This is a genomic window from Subtercola frigoramans, assembly GCF_016907385.1.
In the GTDB taxonomy this organism is placed as follows: Bacteria; Actinomycetota; Actinomycetes; order Actinomycetales; family Microbacteriaceae; genus Subtercola; species Subtercola frigoramans.
Genome location: NZ_JAFBBU010000001.1, coordinates 1,205,496 through 1,223,045 on the forward strand (window position 1 = coordinate 1,205,496; position 17,550 = coordinate 1,223,045).

The 17,550-nt window shown below is 63.8% G+C and carries 16 protein-coding genes and 1 tRNA gene; 7 read left to right on the forward strand and 10 right to left on the reverse strand.

Translation table 11 applies throughout. From position 1 onward, the window contains the following. The first annotated feature begins 85 nt into the window (after positions 1–85). Both JOE66_RS05830 and JOE66_RS05835 read left to right on the forward strand, forming a co-directional pair. Positions 86–1,189 (forward strand): hypothetical protein, encoded by a 1,104-nt coding sequence (locus tag JOE66_RS05830; RefSeq protein WP_205107598.1) that lies wholly within the window; start codon positions 86–88, stop codon positions 1,187–1,189. Positions 1,190–1,301: 112 nt separating this feature from the next. Beyond that, positions 1,302–1,374 (forward strand) — tRNA-Ala (locus JOE66_RS05835). A 69-nt stretch (positions 1,375–1,443) separates the two neighbouring features. Here the strand turns inward: JOE66_RS05835 and JOE66_RS05840 are convergent. Genes JOE66_RS05840 through JOE66_RS05860 form a run of 5 tightly spaced genes read right to left on the reverse strand, consistent with a single transcriptional unit; the run spans position 1,444 to position 6,284 of the window. Continuing rightward, complete coding sequence (locus JOE66_RS05840) at positions 1,444–2,115, reverse strand: energy-coupling factor transporter transmembrane component T family protein (RefSeq protein ID WP_205107600.1); 672 nt, start codon at positions 2,113–2,115, stop codon at positions 1,444–1,446. After that, the gene (locus tag JOE66_RS05845; RefSeq protein ID WP_372435478.1) at positions 2,112–2,879 is read right to left on the reverse strand and encodes an energy-coupling factor ABC transporter ATP-binding protein; all 768 of its coding nucleotides are present in this window, start codon (positions 2,877–2,879) and stop codon (positions 2,112–2,114) included. The genes JOE66_RS05840 and JOE66_RS05845 overlap by 4 nt, the downstream gene beginning before the upstream one ends. After that, positions 2,876–4,129, reverse strand: a complete 1,254-nt coding sequence (locus JOE66_RS05850) for a thiolase family protein (RefSeq protein WP_205107602.1) — start codon at positions 4,127–4,129, stop codon at positions 2,876–2,878. The genes JOE66_RS05845 and JOE66_RS05850 overlap by 4 nt, the downstream gene beginning before the upstream one ends. After that, positions 4,122–5,642, reverse strand: a complete 1,521-nt coding sequence (locus JOE66_RS05855) for an AMP-binding protein (protein WP_205107604.1) — start codon at positions 5,640–5,642, stop codon at positions 4,122–4,124. The genes JOE66_RS05850 and JOE66_RS05855 overlap by 8 nt, the downstream gene beginning before the upstream one ends. 24 nt (positions 5,643–5,666) lie before the next feature. Beyond that, on the reverse strand, positions 5,667–6,284 hold the full coding sequence (locus JOE66_RS05860) for a biotin transporter BioY (protein ID WP_205111665.1): 618 nt from the start codon (positions 6,282–6,284) through the stop codon (positions 5,667–5,669). Between the two features lie 209 nt (positions 6,285–6,493). On the opposite strand from JOE66_RS05860, the gene JOE66_RS05865 reads away from it, so the two are divergent. Beyond that, positions 6,494–7,189, forward strand: a complete 696-nt coding sequence (locus JOE66_RS05865; protein ID WP_205107607.1) for a TetR family transcriptional regulator — start codon at positions 6,494–6,496, stop codon at positions 7,187–7,189. 152 nt (positions 7,190–7,341) lie between these two features. Further along, positions 7,342–8,049 (forward strand): HNH endonuclease signature motif containing protein, encoded by a 708-nt coding sequence (locus JOE66_RS05870; RefSeq protein ID WP_205107609.1) that lies wholly within the window; start codon positions 7,342–7,344, stop codon positions 8,047–8,049. Between the two features lie 119 nt (positions 8,050–8,168). On the opposite strand, the gene JOE66_RS17580 is transcribed toward JOE66_RS05870, so the two are convergent. Both JOE66_RS17580 and JOE66_RS17135 read right to left on the reverse strand, forming a co-directional pair. Next, positions 8,169–10,367 (reverse strand): acyltransferase family protein, encoded by a 2,199-nt coding sequence (locus JOE66_RS17580; RefSeq protein WP_205107611.1) that lies wholly within the window; start codon positions 10,365–10,367, stop codon positions 8,169–8,171. Between the two features lie 210 nt (positions 10,368–10,577). Then, positions 10,578–11,048: a hypothetical protein gene (locus JOE66_RS17135; RefSeq protein WP_239518929.1), complete on the reverse strand. Its 471-nt coding sequence runs from the start codon at positions 11,046–11,048 to the stop codon at positions 10,578–10,580. Here JOE66_RS17135 and JOE66_RS17780 point away from each other — a divergent pair. Continuing rightward, a complete protein-coding gene (locus tag JOE66_RS17780; protein ID WP_343886272.1) occupies positions 10,993–11,601 on the forward strand; it encodes a serine hydrolase domain-containing protein in 609 nt (202 codons plus the stop codon). The genes JOE66_RS17135 and JOE66_RS17780 overlap by 56 nt on opposite strands. Then, entirely contained in the window at positions 11,598–11,981 is a 384-nt protein-coding gene (locus JOE66_RS17785) for a serine hydrolase (RefSeq protein ID WP_343886067.1), read from the forward strand. Before JOE66_RS17780 ends, JOE66_RS17785 begins: the two co-directional genes overlap by 4 nt. A gap of 61 nt (positions 11,982–12,042) precedes the next feature. Here the strand turns inward: JOE66_RS17785 and JOE66_RS05890 are convergent, their stop codons facing one another. Together JOE66_RS05890 and JOE66_RS05895 are read right to left on the reverse strand one after the other, a co-directional pair. After that, a complete protein-coding gene (locus tag JOE66_RS05890; protein WP_205107615.1) occupies positions 12,043–13,983 on the reverse strand; it encodes a hypothetical protein in 1,941 nt (646 codons plus the stop codon). Between the two features lie 597 nt (positions 13,984–14,580). Further along, positions 14,581–15,180 (reverse strand): hypothetical protein, encoded by a 600-nt coding sequence (locus JOE66_RS05895; RefSeq protein WP_205107617.1) that lies wholly within the window; start codon positions 15,178–15,180, stop codon positions 14,581–14,583. A gap of 187 nt (positions 15,181–15,367) precedes the next feature. On the opposite strand from JOE66_RS05895, the gene add reads away from it, so the two are divergent. Next, positions 15,368–16,399, forward strand: coding sequence for an adenosine deaminase (add, locus tag JOE66_RS05900; protein ID WP_205107619.1), 1,032 nt, complete (start codon positions 15,368–15,370; stop codon positions 16,397–16,399). Positions 16,400–16,493: 94 nt separating this feature from the next. On the opposite strand, the gene JOE66_RS05905 is transcribed toward add, so the two are convergent. Further along, positions 16,494–17,528 carry an LLM class flavin-dependent oxidoreductase gene (locus JOE66_RS05905; protein WP_205107621.1) on the reverse strand — a complete coding sequence of 345 codons (1,035 nt, stop codon included), beginning with the start codon at positions 17,526–17,528 and terminating at the stop codon, positions 16,494–16,496. Positions 17,529–17,550: the final 22 nt, after the last annotated feature.

Below are 17,550 nucleotides of genomic sequence, written 5' to 3' on the forward strand. Positions count from 1 at the left end.
GTGAGTTGAGCGATGAGTGCCGCGTATGAGCGACACGCGCTCCAGCCTCAGGCAGATACGGCATTTCGGCTCATACCGTAGACCCATGACATCAGACTGGCTGGGCGGGGGCCTCATCATCGGCCTCGCCGCCGTGCTCTGGCTGATCTACCTGCTGCCCACCTGGTTTCGCCGGAACGAATACCTCGCCACCGAGCGCAACGTCGTCCGGCTGCAGCAGACCCTGCGCATTCTTGCTGAGACCAGCGAAGTGCCCGACGAGGTGCGAGTCGAAGCGAGCGCCCGGAGCGTCGTCGAACAGCAGCGCCTGCTCAAGAAGGTCACCGTGCAGAACACTCCTCCCGCCGTGCGTGCTGCGGCGCACATCCGTAAATCCCGTGCCGTCACAACCGGCATTCTCGTGCTCTCACTCGTTGTCTCCGTGCTCGGTGCTGTGCAGATCGCCGTGAACGGTACCTGGATCATCCTCGTCGTCGGCCTGCTTGCGGGCCTGCTGTGTGTCACGCGCCTCGGCAGGCTGGCGAAAGACGGCCGAGCGCTTCGGCTTCCCGGTTCTGCCATGGATGCTGCGGCAGTAGCGTCGCGCCGTTCAGGTTCGTCGGCCGGGCGTGGCCGTCTTTCACAAGCGGGGCGGGGAAGCTCTGGTGCCGCTTCGTCGTCGTTCGACCATGACGGCGCAGTGGTCGACAGCGCAGAGTTCAACGGCGCAGAGTTCAACGAGTACGCCGATTCGGCGGAATCGAACAACGAAGGACTCTCGACCGATGCCTCGGGCTCAGGGTCGGCCGTCGACAACGACGGCAGCTCCTGGACGCCCGTGCCCCTACCCAAGCCGCTGTATGCCGGTCGTGCCGGCCAGCGCCATTTCGTGAGCAGTGCGCCGAGCCTCAGCGATGCCGAGCGAGCTGCCCTCCAGGCTGAAGAGGTTCTTCGTGCCGCTGCCGCCCAGGCCGAGCAGGCGCTTCGTGCTGCACAGGCGGGGACCATTGATTTCGATTCCGCCGGAGCGACTGGTCAGGCCGGCGAGTCTGCTGAAACCAACGGAGTTGGCGAGACCCCGTGGGTGCCATCGCCACCCCCCGCTTCCACGGCCCCTTCGAGCAGATTCAGTCGCATGGGCATCATCGATGACGCCGAAACCGGTGCACTCGACGTCGATCAGGTGCTTGCGCGTCGACGGGCCGGCTAGCGTTACCAGAGGCACCAACGGCACGATGAATCCTGCAATTCCGCCGGTCACGTGGGTCGGTCGTCGTTTGGGGCGGACTCGCTCCCGTGGTAGTCTGAGCGAGTTGTTTTGAGGGGCTATGGCGCAGCTGGTAGCGCGCCTCGTTCGCATCGAGGAGGTCAGGAGTTCGAATCTCCTTAGCTCCACAACGACAAAAAGGGTCCGCTCGTCGAGCGGGCCCTTTTTTTCATACGTTCTGGCCCATAACACCACTCTCACTCCAGGCCGCGGGCGGCCAGCGCATCGGCCAGGTCGTCGGAGTGTTTCAGCGACATGACCAGCAGCGGTACGACGAACGTGCCCAGGCGAACCGGAACGCCCCGAGCCCGCTGGGCCTCGCGGATCGTGCCGGCGAACCCCGCAATCACCGGGATCGTGGTGATCGTGAGGGCGAGCAACAAACCGATCGCCCGGGGGTTGACGCCGAATCTGGTGAACGGGCCGAGTGCCCGTTCGGTGGAGTCGAGCAGGTCGGGGATGCGTGTGGTCAGTGTGATGAGCGAGGCCATCACGATCACGGTCAGAACACGACCCGTCGTCGTTGCGGCGGTCGCGAACGGCACGAAGATGAGCTGCGTGACGAGCATGACCACCACGACCCACCGGACGGCGAGCACCTGCGCCACGATCTCCCTGGCTCCGAATCCGGCGAGGAGATAGGCGGCAACGGTGATGGCTGCGGCGACAGGCAGGCTCCACCCGTTGCCTGACCACCCATTGCCTGACCACACGCCGCCTGACCACACGCCGCCTGACCACCCGCTGCCTGCCCACGCGCTGCCGGCCAGCACGCTGACGGCGATCGCGAAGCAGGCGAAGAGAAGCACTTTCAGGCCGGCCGGTGCGCGGTGCACAAGGCTCGACCCCGGGCGATACAGCGAGATCATGCGTGGTCCCTGGCGTAGCTGTCGATGACGGCCGCCGGCTCACCGAGGTCCACCAGTCGGCCGCCCTCGAACCGGATCGCGACATCGCAGCGGGCGGCGAGCGCCATGTTGTGAGTGACAAGCACGACCTGCTGGGGCAGCGTGTCGAGCAAATGGGCGCTGATCCTGCGGGTGTTCGCCGCATCAAGCAGCGCCGTCGGTTCGTCGGCGACCACAAGGCTGGGTTCGGTGATGAGCACGGCACAGAGGGCGAGAAGCTGTTTCTGCCCACCTGAGAGGCTGTGGGCCGGGGCTTCGGCGTGCTGAGTCAGGCCGAAGGTCTCGAGCGCTTCGGCGACACGGTCGGCAACCTCGATGCGGCTCAGCTTGCGACCGTGAAGCAGACGACCACGCAGCGAGAAGGCGACGTCTTCGGCGACCGTGGGCATCACGATCTGGGCGTCGGGGTTGCTGAAGATGAATCCGACCGTGCGGCGCACGTCTCTGCCCTGCTTCACCGGGTCGAGTCCGTGCACCCGGATCGAGCCTGAGGTGGGTGTGACAAGCCCATTGAGCAGGCGCGCGAAGGTCGACTTGCCCGAGCCGTTCGAGCCGATCACGGCGATTCGTTTCTGGCTCAGCAGCACCGACACGTTCGTCAGCGCCGGGCGGTCGCCGAATTCGACGGACACGTCGTCAAACACGATCTGTGGATGCTCGCCCTGCGTTTGCTCGCCCCGTGGATGCTCGCCCTGCGGCTGCTCGCCCTGTGGTTGCTCGCTCACCGCACCACCTCGAAGAGCGCTGCAACACCCATTCCTCCGCCGATCGCGGCAGTCGAGATGCCGAGCGTTCCGGCTGGCGCGCCTGCTCGTACGAGCCGTGAGAAGAGCCGCACGGCCCCGACGGCACCGCTCGCGCCCCAGGGGTGGCCGAGGGCGAGGGCGCCGCCATCTGAGCAGACACGATCATCCACTCGGAGCGTCGTAGCGCGGAGGTCGTCGGGCTCGCCCGTCGTGAGTTCGGCCAGCCCGAGCGCCAGAAGCACAACCAGGGTCTGCGCCGCGAAGGCTTCGACGATCTCGAACGCAGTGATGTCCGCGATGGTCAACCCTGCGTCGGCGAGCAGGCGGTCGACGGCGCCGACGGGCCCGATCCCGGGGAGGGCGGGGTCGCAGCCGACTGTTGCGTGCGCCCGCAGTGCCAGGCCGGGTGCCGTGCCGCGTGCGTGCGCAGGGACGAGTGCGACCGCGGCTGCTCCGTCACTGATCCTGCAGGAGTTGCCTGCCGTCACGGAGCTGCGGCTCCCCCCGCCAGACGCCAGGCCCTCCTCGGCCGAGGGATAGAGGGGTACGAATCGACCGAGCAACGCGGAGATGCCCGCGCGTGGGCCGTCGTCAGCCTGAATGCCGCCGACTGCGACGATCTCCTGGCCGAACACTCCACCCTGAGTGGCCGCCACGGCCAGCCGGTGGCTGCGCTCGGCATAGGCATCCTGTGCCGCACGGTCGATACCGACGATTCGGGCGAGTGCCTCGGCGGCCGGGCCCATCTCCGGGTCGGGAAAGCCCGTGGGTGCAAACGGCGCTCGCGCGTAGACCCTTCCATCCTGAATCCGGAGTGGTGCGGTTGAGGCGCTCTCGGTGCCTCCTGCGATGATCATGCGATTGTCACCAGCGCGGATCGATTCCGCGGCCGAGATGATGGCCGACAGGCCGCTGCCGCACTGCCTGTCGAGTGTCATCCCCGGCACAACGACGTCGAGACCTGCCGCAAGTGAAGCAGAGCGGGCTACGTTTCCACCCGGACCCATGCAGTTGCCCAACAGAACGTCAGCGATCTCCAGCTGCAACCCTGTCGCGCGGTGGGCATCGTCGACACACGACCGGATGATCGGCGCGGCCAGCTCGTCAGCCGTGACTCCGGCCAGGCCCCTGCCCTTCGTTGTGATGGGGGAGCGGCGTGCGGCGACGATGACGGGCCAGGATGCGCGGTGTGCGCCAGCAGCGTCAGCAGTGCTAGCAGCGTCAGTCAAGGCGCTCCAGCTTTCCGTCTATGGCGTCGACACGAATCTGTGAGCGCGAGGGTTTTCCCGCGGAATTCCGGGGCAGTCGGTCGGTGACATACCAGCGTCTGGGCAGATGTGTGAGGCTCATCCGTTGTTCGGCTTGTTCTCTCAGATCGCGTACTCTCGGTCGGGGGGAGCCTGCCGGGAGCTCGATAAGCGCCGCGACAAGCGAGTCGGCACCGGAGTGCGGCAGACCGAAGACCACTGCATCGTCGATTCCTGCGATCGTGCGGAGGGCAGACTCGACGTCTTCGGGGATCACCGTTGCGGCCGCTGACAGTATCGCACCGTCGAGACGCCCGCGAAACAGCATTCGGCCATCGGAATCCAGCTCGACGACGTCGCCGACCGTGGCCCAGCCCTGATCGTCACGATTCAGGGCACCGCCGGCTGGGGCTGCTGCTGTTGCTGCTGTTGTTGTTGTTGTTGTTGTTGTTGTTGGTGTTGGTGCTGGTGCTGGTGCTGGTGGTGTCCTCAGGTATCCGGCCGCGAAGTAGGGCGATCGCACCCAGAGCACGCCGCCCGGAGTGTCACGGCCGGCGCCGTTGCCGGCGCCGTTTCCGGCGTTGTTGTTGTTGTTGTTGTTGTTGTTGTTGTTGTTGTTGTTGCTGTTGCTGTTGCCGCTGTGGATGTCGCCGGCGCCCGCCGCACTGCCTGCCTCCATCCGGGTCTCAACACCGGGAAACGGCCGGAGCCCGCGGCCATCGACATCGACCGCCACGAACGAGAGTTCCGCGGCCCCGTAGTACGAGACGACGTGCACTCCAGCGACTTCGGCGCGGAGGCGTAGATCCGGGTCAAGTGCTGCCCCGCCGACGAGTGCCGCTCGCAGCCGGTGGTTCGCGCCCCCTTCGATGGCGTCGACGATCGCTCGGAGCGCGTGTGGCGTGCAGTGCGCGAGTGTGGCCTGTCCGAGATCGCTCACGGCGACGGAATGGTTGCGCGGCACGATGAGCGCGGCACCCGTTGCGCGCGCGTGCGCAACGGAGAACAGCGACATCGATGAAACCAGAGGGGCAGGGAGATAGACAACGTCGCTCTCGCTGAGCTCCAGCAGATCTCCGACCGCAGAGAACGACCCAGACCACGACGAGGCCGACCGGATGATCACCCGTGGTGTGCCGCTGCTTCCCGAGCTGAACGCCGCCCACGCGATGCCAGCGTCGATGTCGAACTGACCGACCTGCTTCCGGACGTGGGCCCAATACTCGTCTGACCAGCGATCGTCACCGACCAGAGGAACGTCGCCGATCTCGCGCACGGCCAGGGTCTCGACGATCGTCTCCACCGGGTCGGTGTGCCTGATCGGAACGAGGCGCGCGACTCGCGCGGCCCGATCAACGCAGGTCACAGCATCCGGTCGCCGATTCTCGAGCAGGCTTGCCGCGCGCGATGACACACGGGCTCGCAATTGGGCTTCGGAGAGTTCGAGCGACCCGCAGACCAGAGCCAGTCGGTTGGTGTTCAGGGTCGTCGTCACACGCTTGTCGTCACGTGCTTGTCGTCACACGCTCATCGACACAGGCTTGCGGACTCCGCTCCCGAACGCTCGCGGATACGCGCGCCAGAGCGCCATGGTGATGATCGTCGTGACGACGACCTTGATGAGGTCGCCCGGTAGGAACGCGAGCGCTGACACGGCAGCAGAACCCAGCGGCAGGCCGAGCACAAACGCCTGGACGGGGATGCCGATTGCGTAGACCACGACGATGCCTCCGACCTCGCAGCCGAGAGCTGTGCGCTGCCAGGTCGGTTTGATGCGGTCGCCGCGCACAATGGCACCGATCACGAAAGCGCCGACGATCCACCCGATGAGGTAGCCCGCCGAGGGGCCCACGAAGACGCCGGCGCCACCGCGGCCACCCGAGAGCAGCGGAAGGCCGATCAGCACGAGCACCTCAAAGACGGTCACGGCGGCCGCACCGCGCCACGAACCGAGAATCGCTCCGGCGAGCATCACTCCCAGAGTCTGCGCGGTGATGGGTACTGCGCCATTGAACGCGGGAATCGCGCTCGGGATGCCCAGCACGGCGATGATCGCGGCGAAGACGGCGATCTTGGTGATGTCGCGGGTGGTGATGCGTGTGGTGATGTGGGTGTTGTTGCGGGCCTGTCGGGCCATCGTGAGCTCCTGCTGCGTTGTGGTGAGACGAGACATCCTGGCCAGTATTCAGCTGAACAGTATTCAGCTGAACAGTGTTCACCTGCCCTGTGTCCGCCCGGCCAGTGGTGACCCGGCCAGTGGTGACCCGGCCAGTTTCCACACGGTAAACGGTAACCTGAACAGTGTTCACCTGAACAGTGTTCATGATAGCTGATAGACTAGCCACGATGAACGATGAGCCTGCAACGACTGCCAAGTCGACCCGTCACTCCCGGGCCGATGTGGTGGATGCTGCACTCGGCATCCTCGACGAATTCGGCCTGCCCGACCTCACCATGCGTCGACTTGCGGCGAAACTCGACGTGCAACCGAGTGCTCTGTATTGGCACTTCGACAACAAGCAGGCGCTTCTGGCTGCGGTCGCCGACCGGATCATCGCGGGGGCGCGGGTGCGAGATGTAGCAGAGGCTGCTGGGGATGGCCTGGGCACCAGGGCCTCAGAACGGGCATCCTGGCACGTGACAACCAGGGCAGAGGCGTTGGCCCTGCGTGACGCGCTGCTCGCGTATCGAGACAGTGCCGAAGTGGTGTCGAGCACCCTGGCGCTTGGACTTGGAGCAGGCGAAGCGCACTGTCGGTTGGCGGCGGCAATCGCCAGTGGGGGGTTCGATGTGCAGGCAAGCGAGGCATCGGCGTCCGCCCTGTTGCACTACCTGCTCGGCCATGTCTGGCACGAGCAGCAGAGACTGCAGGCCGACAGTCTGGGGGTCGTGGCGCCTGGCTATGCAGTTCATCCCGAATCCGCGAGTGACGTGCTCGCAACTGGGGGTGGGGCGAGCCCGGTAGACGGCACAGCAGCGTTCGAATTCGGCCTCACGTTGCTCCTCGGGGGGCTTTCGCAGTTGACACGAGTTCGCAGCTGACGCAGCTGACGCCGGTGACGCAGCCTCGGAGTTGACGTGATCGCTTCGTCTATCCACCGTCTCTGGTGCTGCGGCGTGACACGTGCGCAGCAAGGCTTCCGCTCGTTCCTTGCCGTCACGCAATAGATGAGTGAATGTCAGTGGTTGGTGCAATGCTTGATGCCGATATCGGTGCAGGCGCCGATGCCGGAGGGGGCGCAGATACCAGGGCGGGCGCAGATACCAGGGCGGGCGTCGAAACCGTAGCGGGCTCGGGCAGCCTGTTTGCTGACCCGCGCTCGAGGCCGCAGCAGTTGCTCGACGGGTTCACCGAACTGCTCGTCAAGGCTGCCGGTCTACCCGAGATGCCGCGCCTCAACGGGGCCAGGCCAACTGTGAACGTGCACGCGACGATGTCTGACATCCTGAGCGGGCGGGGTGTGGGCTGGATCGATGGTCTCATCGAACCTGTGCCTGTGTCGACAGTTCAGCAATTGCTGTGCCACAGTGACGTCATCACTACTCTCCTGGGTGAGAACGGCCGAGTGATGCAGCACGGCAAGACCCGTCGCCTGTTCACCGCCGCGCAGAATCGAGCCCTTGCAGTGCGCGACGGCGGATGCGTGTGGCCAGGCTGCGAACGACCGCCGTCATGGGCCGAAACGCACCACATAACGCCTTGGCTCAGTGAGCATCACGGTCCTGTGCGCACCGATATCGACAATGGTGTACTGCTCTGTCATTTTCACCATGCAAATGTGCACAAATCAGAATGGCGACTTGTCGTGCGCGAGGGGGTGCCGCCCATCATCCCGCCGCCGAGTGTCGATTGGAGGCAAGTGCCACGGCCCTGCACTCAACGTCGAACCCGCCTGCAATGAATCGAGATCGTGCGCCCCGGTGCAACCCGTGAAACAATCTGTGCTGGCTGGAGCGATTTATGCTGGCTGGTGCGATCCGTGCTGGCTGGTGCGATTTGTGCTGGCGCAAACAGCACGCGTCACATCAGACCGAGGGCGACGAGAGACTGCAGGATGACCGGGCCGATGTGTGCCGAGTATTCCGCCGTGAGGTGCACCGAGTCGTACTTCGTCGGCAGGGTTCCGGCGAAGGCCGGGCACACGCCGTTCGAGCAGCTGAACGGCAGTGAGGTGACGAAGTGGTCTCCGTCGGCAGTCGCGGCTGCATCGGTGGCGGCAGCAAAGTCCTGCCAGGCCTGGTCGATACCGGCGTTGCAGTCCTGCGGGCTCGACACCTGGGAGTAACAGCGTCCGAGATCAGTGCCGAGAGGTGGTGGGGCTAGGTAGACCACGCGGCCCGCAGCGTTGTACTTTGCACTCTCCGCGGAGGTGGATGAGGTGATGTCGCCGACACTGAGAGGCGTGCCGACGCTCGACGTGCCGAGGGCGAAGGCATTCGAGACGACCACCAGTCGGGGTGCGTCCGCAGCGATCTTCGCAGCGATGTCGTCTTTTCGCTGGGTGCATGAATCCATCACCCCAGACCCGTCGTTCTGCACCAACACCTCGGTGAACCGGCAGCCGTACAGCCCGACTGTCGTGATCTGCCACAAGCCGTCGCTTGCTTCGGCGATTTCTTTGAATGCGGGAGCGTAGGCCAGCGCCGTCGAATCGCCCACGAGATACAGGTGATTCGGGGCGCTGTGACTGCCCCACGTGCACTCGTCGAAGTTCGGCGTGTCTCCCACCGCGAAACAGGCGCTCGCCGGGCTGTCGCTCGATGTGCGCGAAATCGCATCGTCGAGCGACGGCGACAGGTCAGTCGGCCACGATGATGACGAAGCCGCTGCAGCCAATTGCGCCTGCAGTGCGACGGTTGGATCCTGGTCGGGAACGGCGAGACTGGTGGCGATCGGTGATCCGGGCAGTGGTGCATCGCGAAGCGAGACCTCGACCGACACGGCGATGACCGCCACCAACGCAACGAGGCCGACTGCCGACAGGATGAACTGGGTGCCGAAACGGTCCCTCCACTCCTGCCACGCTGCATTTCGGGCTGCGCGCTTACCACCACGCAGATCATCTCCGTCGAATTGGGCGCCCGCCTGCGACCCGCCCGTCTGCGACCCGAATCTTTTCAACCAGGGCGATCGATGCAAGGGTTGCTCGATCAGGAAGTATGAAATCAGAGATGTCGCCAGAATGAGCCCGCCGATGATCAGGGCGTTCTCGAGTGTTGGAGCTGGGAGGAGGAGCAGCGCGAACACGATCACTGGAAGGTGCCAGAGGTAGAGCGAATACGAGAGATTCCCGACAAACACACTCAGGGCGTTCGTGAGAGGAAAGAGCCCCGTTTTCGACCCTCGGATTCCGGAGCCGATGACCAGTAGCGTCGCCCCCACGGGTAACGCTGCCCACGGTGCGGGGAACGGGAGAGTGTCGTTGATGACGAAGAGCGACGCAAGCAGGATGATCAACCCCACCCATGCGAGAAGAACGCAGAATGCGCGTGGCAGCCTGGCGAAGAGGGGTGCGCAGATGGCAAGAAGTGCCCCCGCACCCAGCTCCCACGCACGCGAGAATGTCGAGAAGTACGCCTCCGTGGGGTGAGCCGCAGTCTCGGCGAGGCTGAACGCGAAAGAGATGACGACGACGGTGGTCACCACGATCCCGGCGATCAGTCGTCCGTGGCCACGCTGAGTGAGCCGCGAACCGAGGGCTAGGCAACCCAGAATGAGCACGGGCCAAACAAGGTAGAACTGTTCCTCGAGGGACAGGGACCAGAAATGCTGCAGGGGAGACAGTGAGTCTCCGGCTTGAAAGTAGTCGGTGCCCGTCGCTGCGAAATGCCAGTTCGAGACGAAGAAGAAGGCGAAGACGGCATCCAGGAGCGTCGAGAGGGCCCTGCCGCGGTTGAACAGGAGGAAGCCGAGCGCCGTGGTGACGACGAGAACAGTCACGGCGGCGGGAACGATTCTGCGGATTCGGCGGCCGTAGAAGGCTGTGAACGAGTTCGTGGCGGTTGTCTCATGCCTTCGAAACAGCATGTCGGTGATCAGGAAGCCCGAGATCACGAAGAAGACGTCGACTCCGGCGAAACCTCCGCTGGGCCAGTGGAGCAGATGATCGAGTATCACCGCGATGACGGCCACGGCACGAAGTCCCTGGATGTCGCGTCGCACGCGGGGCGTGGCGAGAGTGGTTGGCGCGATGCCTTCGACCTGGATCGTGGCTGTCACGCGTCTCCTGCCCGTCTCTGTTTGTCCGTTGGTCTGTTTGTCCGTTGGTCTGTTTGTCCGTTGGTCTCATTGACCGTTGGTCTGAACGGCTACCCGGCTACCCGGCTCTCTGGCTGTTTGGCTGTTGGGCCGTTCGGCCGTTCGGCTGTGTGGTGGTGGGGCTCTCGCTCGAGCCCGAGTTTGAGAGCGCTCTCAAATCCAAGTTTCAGTCTAGGCGGGTGAATTGCTCGCCCTGGCCAGATGACGGGGGTTGGGCGCCGCCAATATAATTCGGGAACGCGCTGAAGCGTGAACCACATGAGAGGGTGCCGCAATGAAGCGATCGACCGCGCAGAGATGGTCTTCCGCCCCGGCTGTTGCCGGGCTAGTCGTGGCGCTGGGTCTCGCCTTGAGCGCGTGTGCGCAAGGTTCTGCCCAGACGGTCCCCTCAACTCCGGCCTCCGCCGCCTCGACGTGCGTCTCCGATGTCGCTTCGGTTGTCAACCGCCAACCCACGTCCCAGATGACCAGCTCCGTCTTGCCAATGGGCCTCACTGCTTCTTTGGACGCGGCTGCCCGCTCGTCGTTCACGGAAGCGGCATCGCCAGGGGCAATCGTCGGAGTGCGCACGCCGCAGGGCACCTGGATGGCGGCGTACGGCGTGGCCGATCCGTCGACGGGCGCACCGATGGAGGTGGGCATGCACACTCGAATCGGCTCAGTGACAAAGACGTTCACCGGTACGTTGCTGATGCAGCTGGCTGAAGACAAGAAGCTTTCGCTCGATGACACGATCGGAAAGTACATCCCCGGCATTCCGAATGGCGACCAGATCACCCTGCGCCAGCTCGCCTCGATGACCAGCGGCATTGCAAGCTACACCATGAATTCCTCGTTCACCGACGTGTACTTCGCCAAGCCTGAGACGATCTTCACGCCGACGGAGTTGGTTGCCGCGGGCGTCGAGAAGTCCCCGATCTTTGCGCCGGGCGAGAAGTTCAACTACTCGAACACCAACACCGTTCTCCTGGGACTGGTCATCGAAGAAGTCACTGATGAGCCGGTTTCAGACGTGTATGCGCAGCGCATCCTGAAACCCCTTGGCCTGACGAGCACGTCGTGGCCCGGTGACCAGACGGTCATGCCCGAGCCATACGCCCAGGGTTTCACGCTTCAAGGCGATTTGCGACACCCTCCGCACCGAGCAACGCAACCAATTGGAACCCTGCCTGGGGCTTCACCGCCGGCGAGATGATCTCGAACACGCCAGATCTGCTCACCTATGGGAGGGCCCTTGCCACGGGCCAGGGCCTGCTCGAAACGGCGAGCCAGACCGAACGCCTGACGTCGTTCCCCGGTGCTGCCGGGTACGGGATCGCCCTGGGATGCATCGGAGGGTGGGTGGGGCACACCGGCGAGCTTCCCGGGTACAACACCAGCCTGTTCTACGACACGACCACAGACACCACTGTTGTGGTGCAGACGAACAGTGACATCCCCTCTGGCGATTGCGAGGTGTCAGCCGTGCTGACGGACGATCCGCGGACGGCGGTGTGCTCGTCTCCGGCAACACGGATGTTCGTAGCCCTGTCGACCGCGCTCGGCCACACCTTCACACCCAACCCCTCAAAGTAATCTCACTTCGCAGCGTGATCCACATTCACGGCGTGATCCACATTCACAGCGTGATCCACACTCACAGCGAGAGGTCGAGTTGGGGCGATTTGCAGGTCTGCCAGACACGAACCCTGGCGCCATCGATGTCGTTTGCGGCGACGTAGTCTGCTACGGGCTGAGTGTTCTGGATCGTGAGGGTGCCGACCAGCGTGTAGAAGCCGACGATGATGGTGAAGTCGGAGGACATCGATGCGGGTGGTTTCGCGGTGATCGACTGCAGGCCGGCACCGAAATCGCGAGCCCAGCCGAAGGCGTCGCTCAGACCGGGCAGCGCAGCAGCAGCGATGGTGACCTGTGCGTTGAACTGCTCGCAGAAGGCCCCGGAGCCGTCATCGGATGGCGTCGGTGCGGTGGCTGGGGTCGGCCCCGGGGTGGGCGTCGGCTCTTTCGGCGCGTGGTGGATGACCCAGATCATCCCGTCGCCTTTCAGTGTGAGGATGCCGCCGACGCTGCCCGAAATCGATGATTTCACTGACGCCACGATCGGGTCGATGATGGTGCCGAGCGCCGTCGAAGCGAGCCCTCGGAGTGGCGACGGGATCTTCGCGAGCAGATTGCTCTTGACCAGCCCGATCTCGTTCGTCGCGAGGTCGAGGAAGTCGCCGACCTCCTTGCGAGGAATACTGACTGTGACCCGGGACGCCGTAGTGAGCTCGGGGCCTTTTGCCGTCTCGGCGTCTTCGTGCCCAGTGGAGAACGTCATCGTGGTTGTCTTGTCTGACCCGACGGTCGACGTGAGCGAGTCCGGTGTGATGAGGTCAGCACCGCTGGACTGCGCCCAGGTCGCCGTGTCGCCAGCTTTCATGAGCTCGGGAATCTTCGCACCGCTCACGTTTGCGCAGTCGACAAGGGCGGCCGGCCAGTCTGTGGTGAGCGACAACGCAGAGGCGATGAAGGTCCCGCGCACTGTCGCACCGGGGTCGACCGAAAACGGCAGATGATCGCTCGGTTGGGGCTTGATCAGCAGTTTCTCGTTGGTGAAGTAGCTCAGCACGAGTGAAGCGATGCCCAGCCCTGAAAGCGCGAAGCGCATCGCATCGAGTACCGGTTGCGTCACCACAGAGACCACGCCTTCGACAACTCCCTGCGCGAGGCCGATTGCCCCGTTGATGAGAGCGCTGAGGACCTTCCCGAAAGGTCCGAGTGCGTCGATGGCCCCGATGACGCCGGGAATGACGCGGAGAACGTCGAACAGGCCCTGGATGCTCGACGAGAGAAAATTCGTGACCGTGCTGCAGGGGCCAGTAGGTGCCTGGAGCATGCTGTTCTGCAGCATGCTGTTCTGCAGCATGCTGCTCTGGACCACGCGGCCCGGCAGGTAAGCAGCGCCCTTGATCCCCGAGCTCGTGCCCATGCCCAGACCGGAGGGAGTCGGTGTGAATGAATCCGCGGCTGCTGCTGCAGTCATCAGGTCGGAAACGAGGAGGGCGATCACGGCAGTCGGGAACACGATGCCTTGCGCGTGAGTGAAGTCGGCGCCCGGCTCGATCAGGCTTTTCGCGACGGAAGCTCCCACAAGACCGCTGTCGTTCACATACGACGCGACCAGATAACTTGCGGGTGGCAAGCCCGTCGCAACTGGCGCCAGAGCGTCGATATCCCTTCCAGAGAGACCAGCCCCGGCATTCGCTTCGGCGATGAGCCGATCTGCCTGGAGCCCGGTGAGCGTCAACGAGGTGACGGGCCCGGTCACCTCGGATTCGGCATTCACAATGGTGATACCTGACGCTTGGAGATCGGTGCGAGTGAGGTGCGCCGCGGCATTCGTGCTCGGTGAGGGGCCTGGGGGAGAGCCGACACAGGCACTGACGAGGCTGAGAACAAGCACGGCGACAACGCAGGCTCTGGCCCGTCGCGCCACCCGGTTGGTGCCTGCACGGTTGGTGGCCACCCGGTTGGTGGCTGCGCGGTTGATCGAATCACGCCTGATCGATGCACGGCTGATGGATGCACGGCTCATGACTGCCCCTCACCTTTGTCTCACTCTGCCAGACTCGCCGAGTTTTCACACGGGATTGACTTTGGCGGGCGAGTGGCCGTGACGAGCGATTCTCTGTTCAACCAGAATGTGTGTTAGTGTTCTCCATGCGTGCTTGGTTGCAGACTAGCTTGACTGCAGAACACCTGCGGGAGAAACCCCTCACTGGATGCAAGACGCCACAACACCGCCGAGGCTTGCCTCGAACTCTCACGCTCCGCATTGGTTAGACATTCACCTGTATTCATACAGGCGTGTGTCTCATACAGGCTTGTGTCTCATACAGGCTTTTGTCTCACACAGGCTTATTTTCTAATACAGTGCCGTTCGTGGGTAACCGTGGTTCGCAGCACAGTGAAGAGCGTCCTTGATTCTTTGATAACTCGGGGCATTCTTTGAAAACGCGCCGACCACATTGTTCGAATTATCGTCGTGGTCGAATAGCCACAACGGTTGAAGAAGCGAGCGTGAAGAGCCGAGCGATTTCCTGTCTGGGCTGACAGAACAGGAAATCGCAGCCGGGGCCCGGCTTCGATTGATGGGCATGCACCTTCTGGCGTGCTGGTGTGCTGGCTGGCCTCAGTGATCGCCGTTGTTGTTCACCGTGACAGACGAGCTGGCCTTCTCCCCATTGTCGCCGACAATCGTGACGGTGTAGCTATGGCTGTCAGGGCAGCCGTACACGAGATCGTCGAAGGAACCCGATCCGGGCGCAAGCGGGCCCGCGTAGGGTGCAGCCTGGGCGTCAGAGGTGTCAACGCCGATCCACGCCTCTTTTCCGCCGGTGCTTGTCCAAGTGATGTGCAGAGGTGTGCTCTGGAATCCGCTCGTGCCCGGCCCTCCGGTGGAGCAGGTGACGGTGGTGGGCGACACAGAGAACGAGGTGACGGCGGGCGTGGACGCTGAACCAGACGATGACTGCGATGTCGGCGCAGTCGACCCTGGTGCCGCGGGGGTTGATCGCCGTGTCGGCCCAGCAGTCGGTGATGTCGAGGGAGCGGAACTGCCTGAAGGCGATGAGCTTGCCGGTGAAGTGCTCGCAGTCGCGGGTGGTTTCGAGGTGTTCTGCTGGAGGACGATCACGGTGATCACCAGACCCGCCAGCACAAGCGCAGCCACCCCGGAGATCAGCCAGATCATCCGTTTCTTCGTCGTCTGTTGCTTCTTGTCCAGTGTCATGACATCTCCTCATGTTTGCCCTGGGAGATCACTCTGGCAGATTCGGCGGGAAAGCGCATCCCCAACATGAGCTATTCACCTCATCGATTCACCCTTTTCGATTCACACACAGCAACACGCACGCAACACGGCCGATATTTCGGGGTGCTAGCGTCGCGAGCGAATCCGATCGAAAGGCACACCGTTCATGTCGAATACTTCAACCGTCACCCCCGAGTTTCTCGTCGGATTGCCCAAGTGCGAGCTGCATCTGCACCTCGAAGGTACGTTGGAGCCGGAACTCAAGCTCGCCCTTGCGCGGCGTAACGGCGTCGACATCGGCCAGAACACTGTGGAGGAGGTGCGGGCGACCTATCAGTTCGATTCGCTGGCCAGCTTTCTTGCGGTGTACTACCCAGCGATGGAGGTGCTCGTCGAGGAACAGGACTTCTACGACCTGGCCGCGGCCTATTTCGTCCGGGCAGCGGCCGACGGGGTCCGGAGGGTTGAGGCGTTCTTCGATCCGCAGGCGCACACCTCACGAGGGGTGCCGATCGCGAACGTGATTCTCGGCTACTCGCGCGCCGCGCGAGACGCCGCTGAACTCGGGGTGTCTGCGGCGCTCATTCTTTGCTTTCTGCGTGACTTCTCCGCCGAGAGCGCGCTCGAGACGCTGCGTGAAGCTCTGCCGTTCAAGGAACACCTCATCGGGGTGGGCCTTGACTCCGATGAGCGAGAGAATCCTCCGGTGAAGTTCCAGCCCGTGTTCGAGCTCGCCAGGGCAGAGGGTCTGAAACTCACCATGCACTGCGACATCGACCAACTCGGCAGCATCGAGAACATCCGACAGGTGCTCGAAGACATCGGCGTCGACCGTATCGACCACGGCACGAACATCGTCGAGAGCCCGGCGCTCGTCGCCTTCGCTATCGAACGGGGGGTCGGTTTCACCACATGCCCCGTATCGAACAGTTTTGTCACAGCAGACATGAAGGCCGACGAAATCGTCCAGCTCCTGCGACAGGGCGCTCTGGTGTGCGTGAACTCCGACGACCCGGCATATTTCGGTGCCTACATCGCGAAGAACTATGTCGCTCTTGTCGAGAAGGCGGACCTCAGCCTCGATGACGTGGTGGCGTTGGCCAGGAATTCCTTCGATGCTTCCTGGCTCAGCGACGAAGACAAGGCGGTGTACCGCGCTGAGATCGACGCATACGTCGAAAGGTTCGTGAACGTGTGAAGGTCGACGTGTGAAGGTCGACGTGTGACGACCGGCGCCTGAAGACAGGCGCCTGAAATCAGACGCCTGAAACAGGGAATCGTGAAGCGAACTCCTAAGCCGCGACACCCAGCATCGCGTTGGCTGTGAGCTCGACGGAGCGAAGACGGTCGGCGATGTTCTGCGACTGGAAGCCGATGATGAGTTCGTCGGCCTGCGCTGACACCGCGAATGCCTCGAGGTAATCGCGAACGTCGTCGGGAGTTCCCGCAACGGTGTACTTCATCATGTTCGCGATGCCGCGGCCGTTCGGGGTGGTCAGGAACTGGTCGATCTCCTCGTCGCTGTACTCTGTTGCCGGGCCAGCAACTGATCCACCGCCTGGTCCACGTGACAGCATTCCCCGAACGCGGGCGCGGCGGGTGGTGATGAACTGCTGCTGGGCATCCGCTCTGTCATCGGCGGCGATGACGTTGACGCCGGCGATGACGTGCGGTTCGGCCAGCTGCCGCGAGGGGGTGAAATCACGGCGGTAGATCGCGACTGCTTCGTGCAGGGCATCCGGTGAGAAATGCGAAGCGAAGGCGTACGGCAGACCGAACGCGGCCGCGAGCTGGGCGCCGAAGAGCGACGACCCGAGAATGTAGAGCGGCACATCGGTACCGGCCCCGGGAACGGCCTGCACACCGGGCACACGCGATTCGCCTCTCAGGTAGCCCTGGAGTTCGAGCACGTCCTCGGGGAACTGGTCTGACGATTGCGCGTCGCGGCGCATTGCCCGCATCGTGACCTGATCGCTGCCGGGGGCGCGGCCGAGGCCGAGGTCGATACGGTCGGGGTACATGGTCGCCAGGGTGCCGAACTGCTCGGCGATAGTGAGGGGGGCGTGATTCGGCAGCATAATTCCCCCGGCACCGAGCCGAATGGTCGAGGTCTGGCCTGCGACATGCCCGATCAGGATGCTCGTGGCCGATGACGCGATCGATGCCATGTTGTGGTGCTCGGCGTACCAGACGCGCCGGTAGCCGTGTTTCTCTGCCGTCTGTGCCAGTGCCACGCTGGCGGCGAAGCTGTCGCGGGCGGACTGCCCGGGTGCGATGGGGGCGAGGTCGAGCACAGAGAGAGCGATGTGCTCAGCAGGAACTGTCATATCCGTTACAACAGCGGGGCGG

Coding starts and splice junctions, on each gene's coding strand:
- JOE66_RS17780 (WP_343886272.1), top strand. CDS start 10,993: ATGGCGGCGTACGGCGTGGCCGATCCGTCGACGGGCGCACCGATGGAG.
- JOE66_RS17135 (WP_239518929.1), bottom strand. CDS start 11,048: ATGCCCACCTCCATCGGTGCGCCCGTCGACGGATCGGCCACGCCGTAC.
- JOE66_RS05890 (WP_205107615.1), bottom strand. CDS start 13,983: ATGAGCCGTGCATCCATCAGCCGTGCATCGATCAGGCGTGATTCGATC.
- JOE66_RS05905 (WP_205107621.1), bottom strand. CDS start 17,528: ATGACAGTTCCTGCTGAGCACATCGCTCTCTCTGTGCTCGACCTCGCC.
- JOE66_RS05870 (WP_205107609.1), top strand. CDS start 7,342: ATGCTTGATGCCGATATCGGTGCAGGCGCCGATGCCGGAGGGGGCGCA.
- JOE66_RS05865 (WP_205107607.1), top strand. CDS start 6,494: ATGAACGATGAGCCTGCAACGACTGCCAAGTCGACCCGTCACTCCCGG.
- JOE66_RS05860 (WP_205111665.1), bottom strand. CDS start 6,284: ATGGCCCGACAGGCCCGCAACAACACCCACATCACCACACGCATCACC.
- add (WP_205107619.1), top strand. CDS start 15,368: ATGTCGAATACTTCAACCGTCACCCCCGAGTTTCTCGTCGGATTGCCC.
- JOE66_RS05840 (WP_205107600.1), bottom strand. CDS start 2,115: ATGATCTCGCTGTATCGCCCGGGGTCGAGCCTTGTGCACCGCGCACCG.
- JOE66_RS17785 (WP_343886067.1), top strand. CDS start 11,598: ATGATCTCGAACACGCCAGATCTGCTCACCTATGGGAGGGCCCTTGCC.
- JOE66_RS05830 (WP_205107598.1), top strand. CDS start 86: ATGACATCAGACTGGCTGGGCGGGGGCCTCATCATCGGCCTCGCCGCC.
- JOE66_RS05895 (WP_205107617.1), bottom strand. CDS start 15,180: ATGACACTGGACAAGAAGCAACAGACGACGAAGAAACGGATGATCTGG.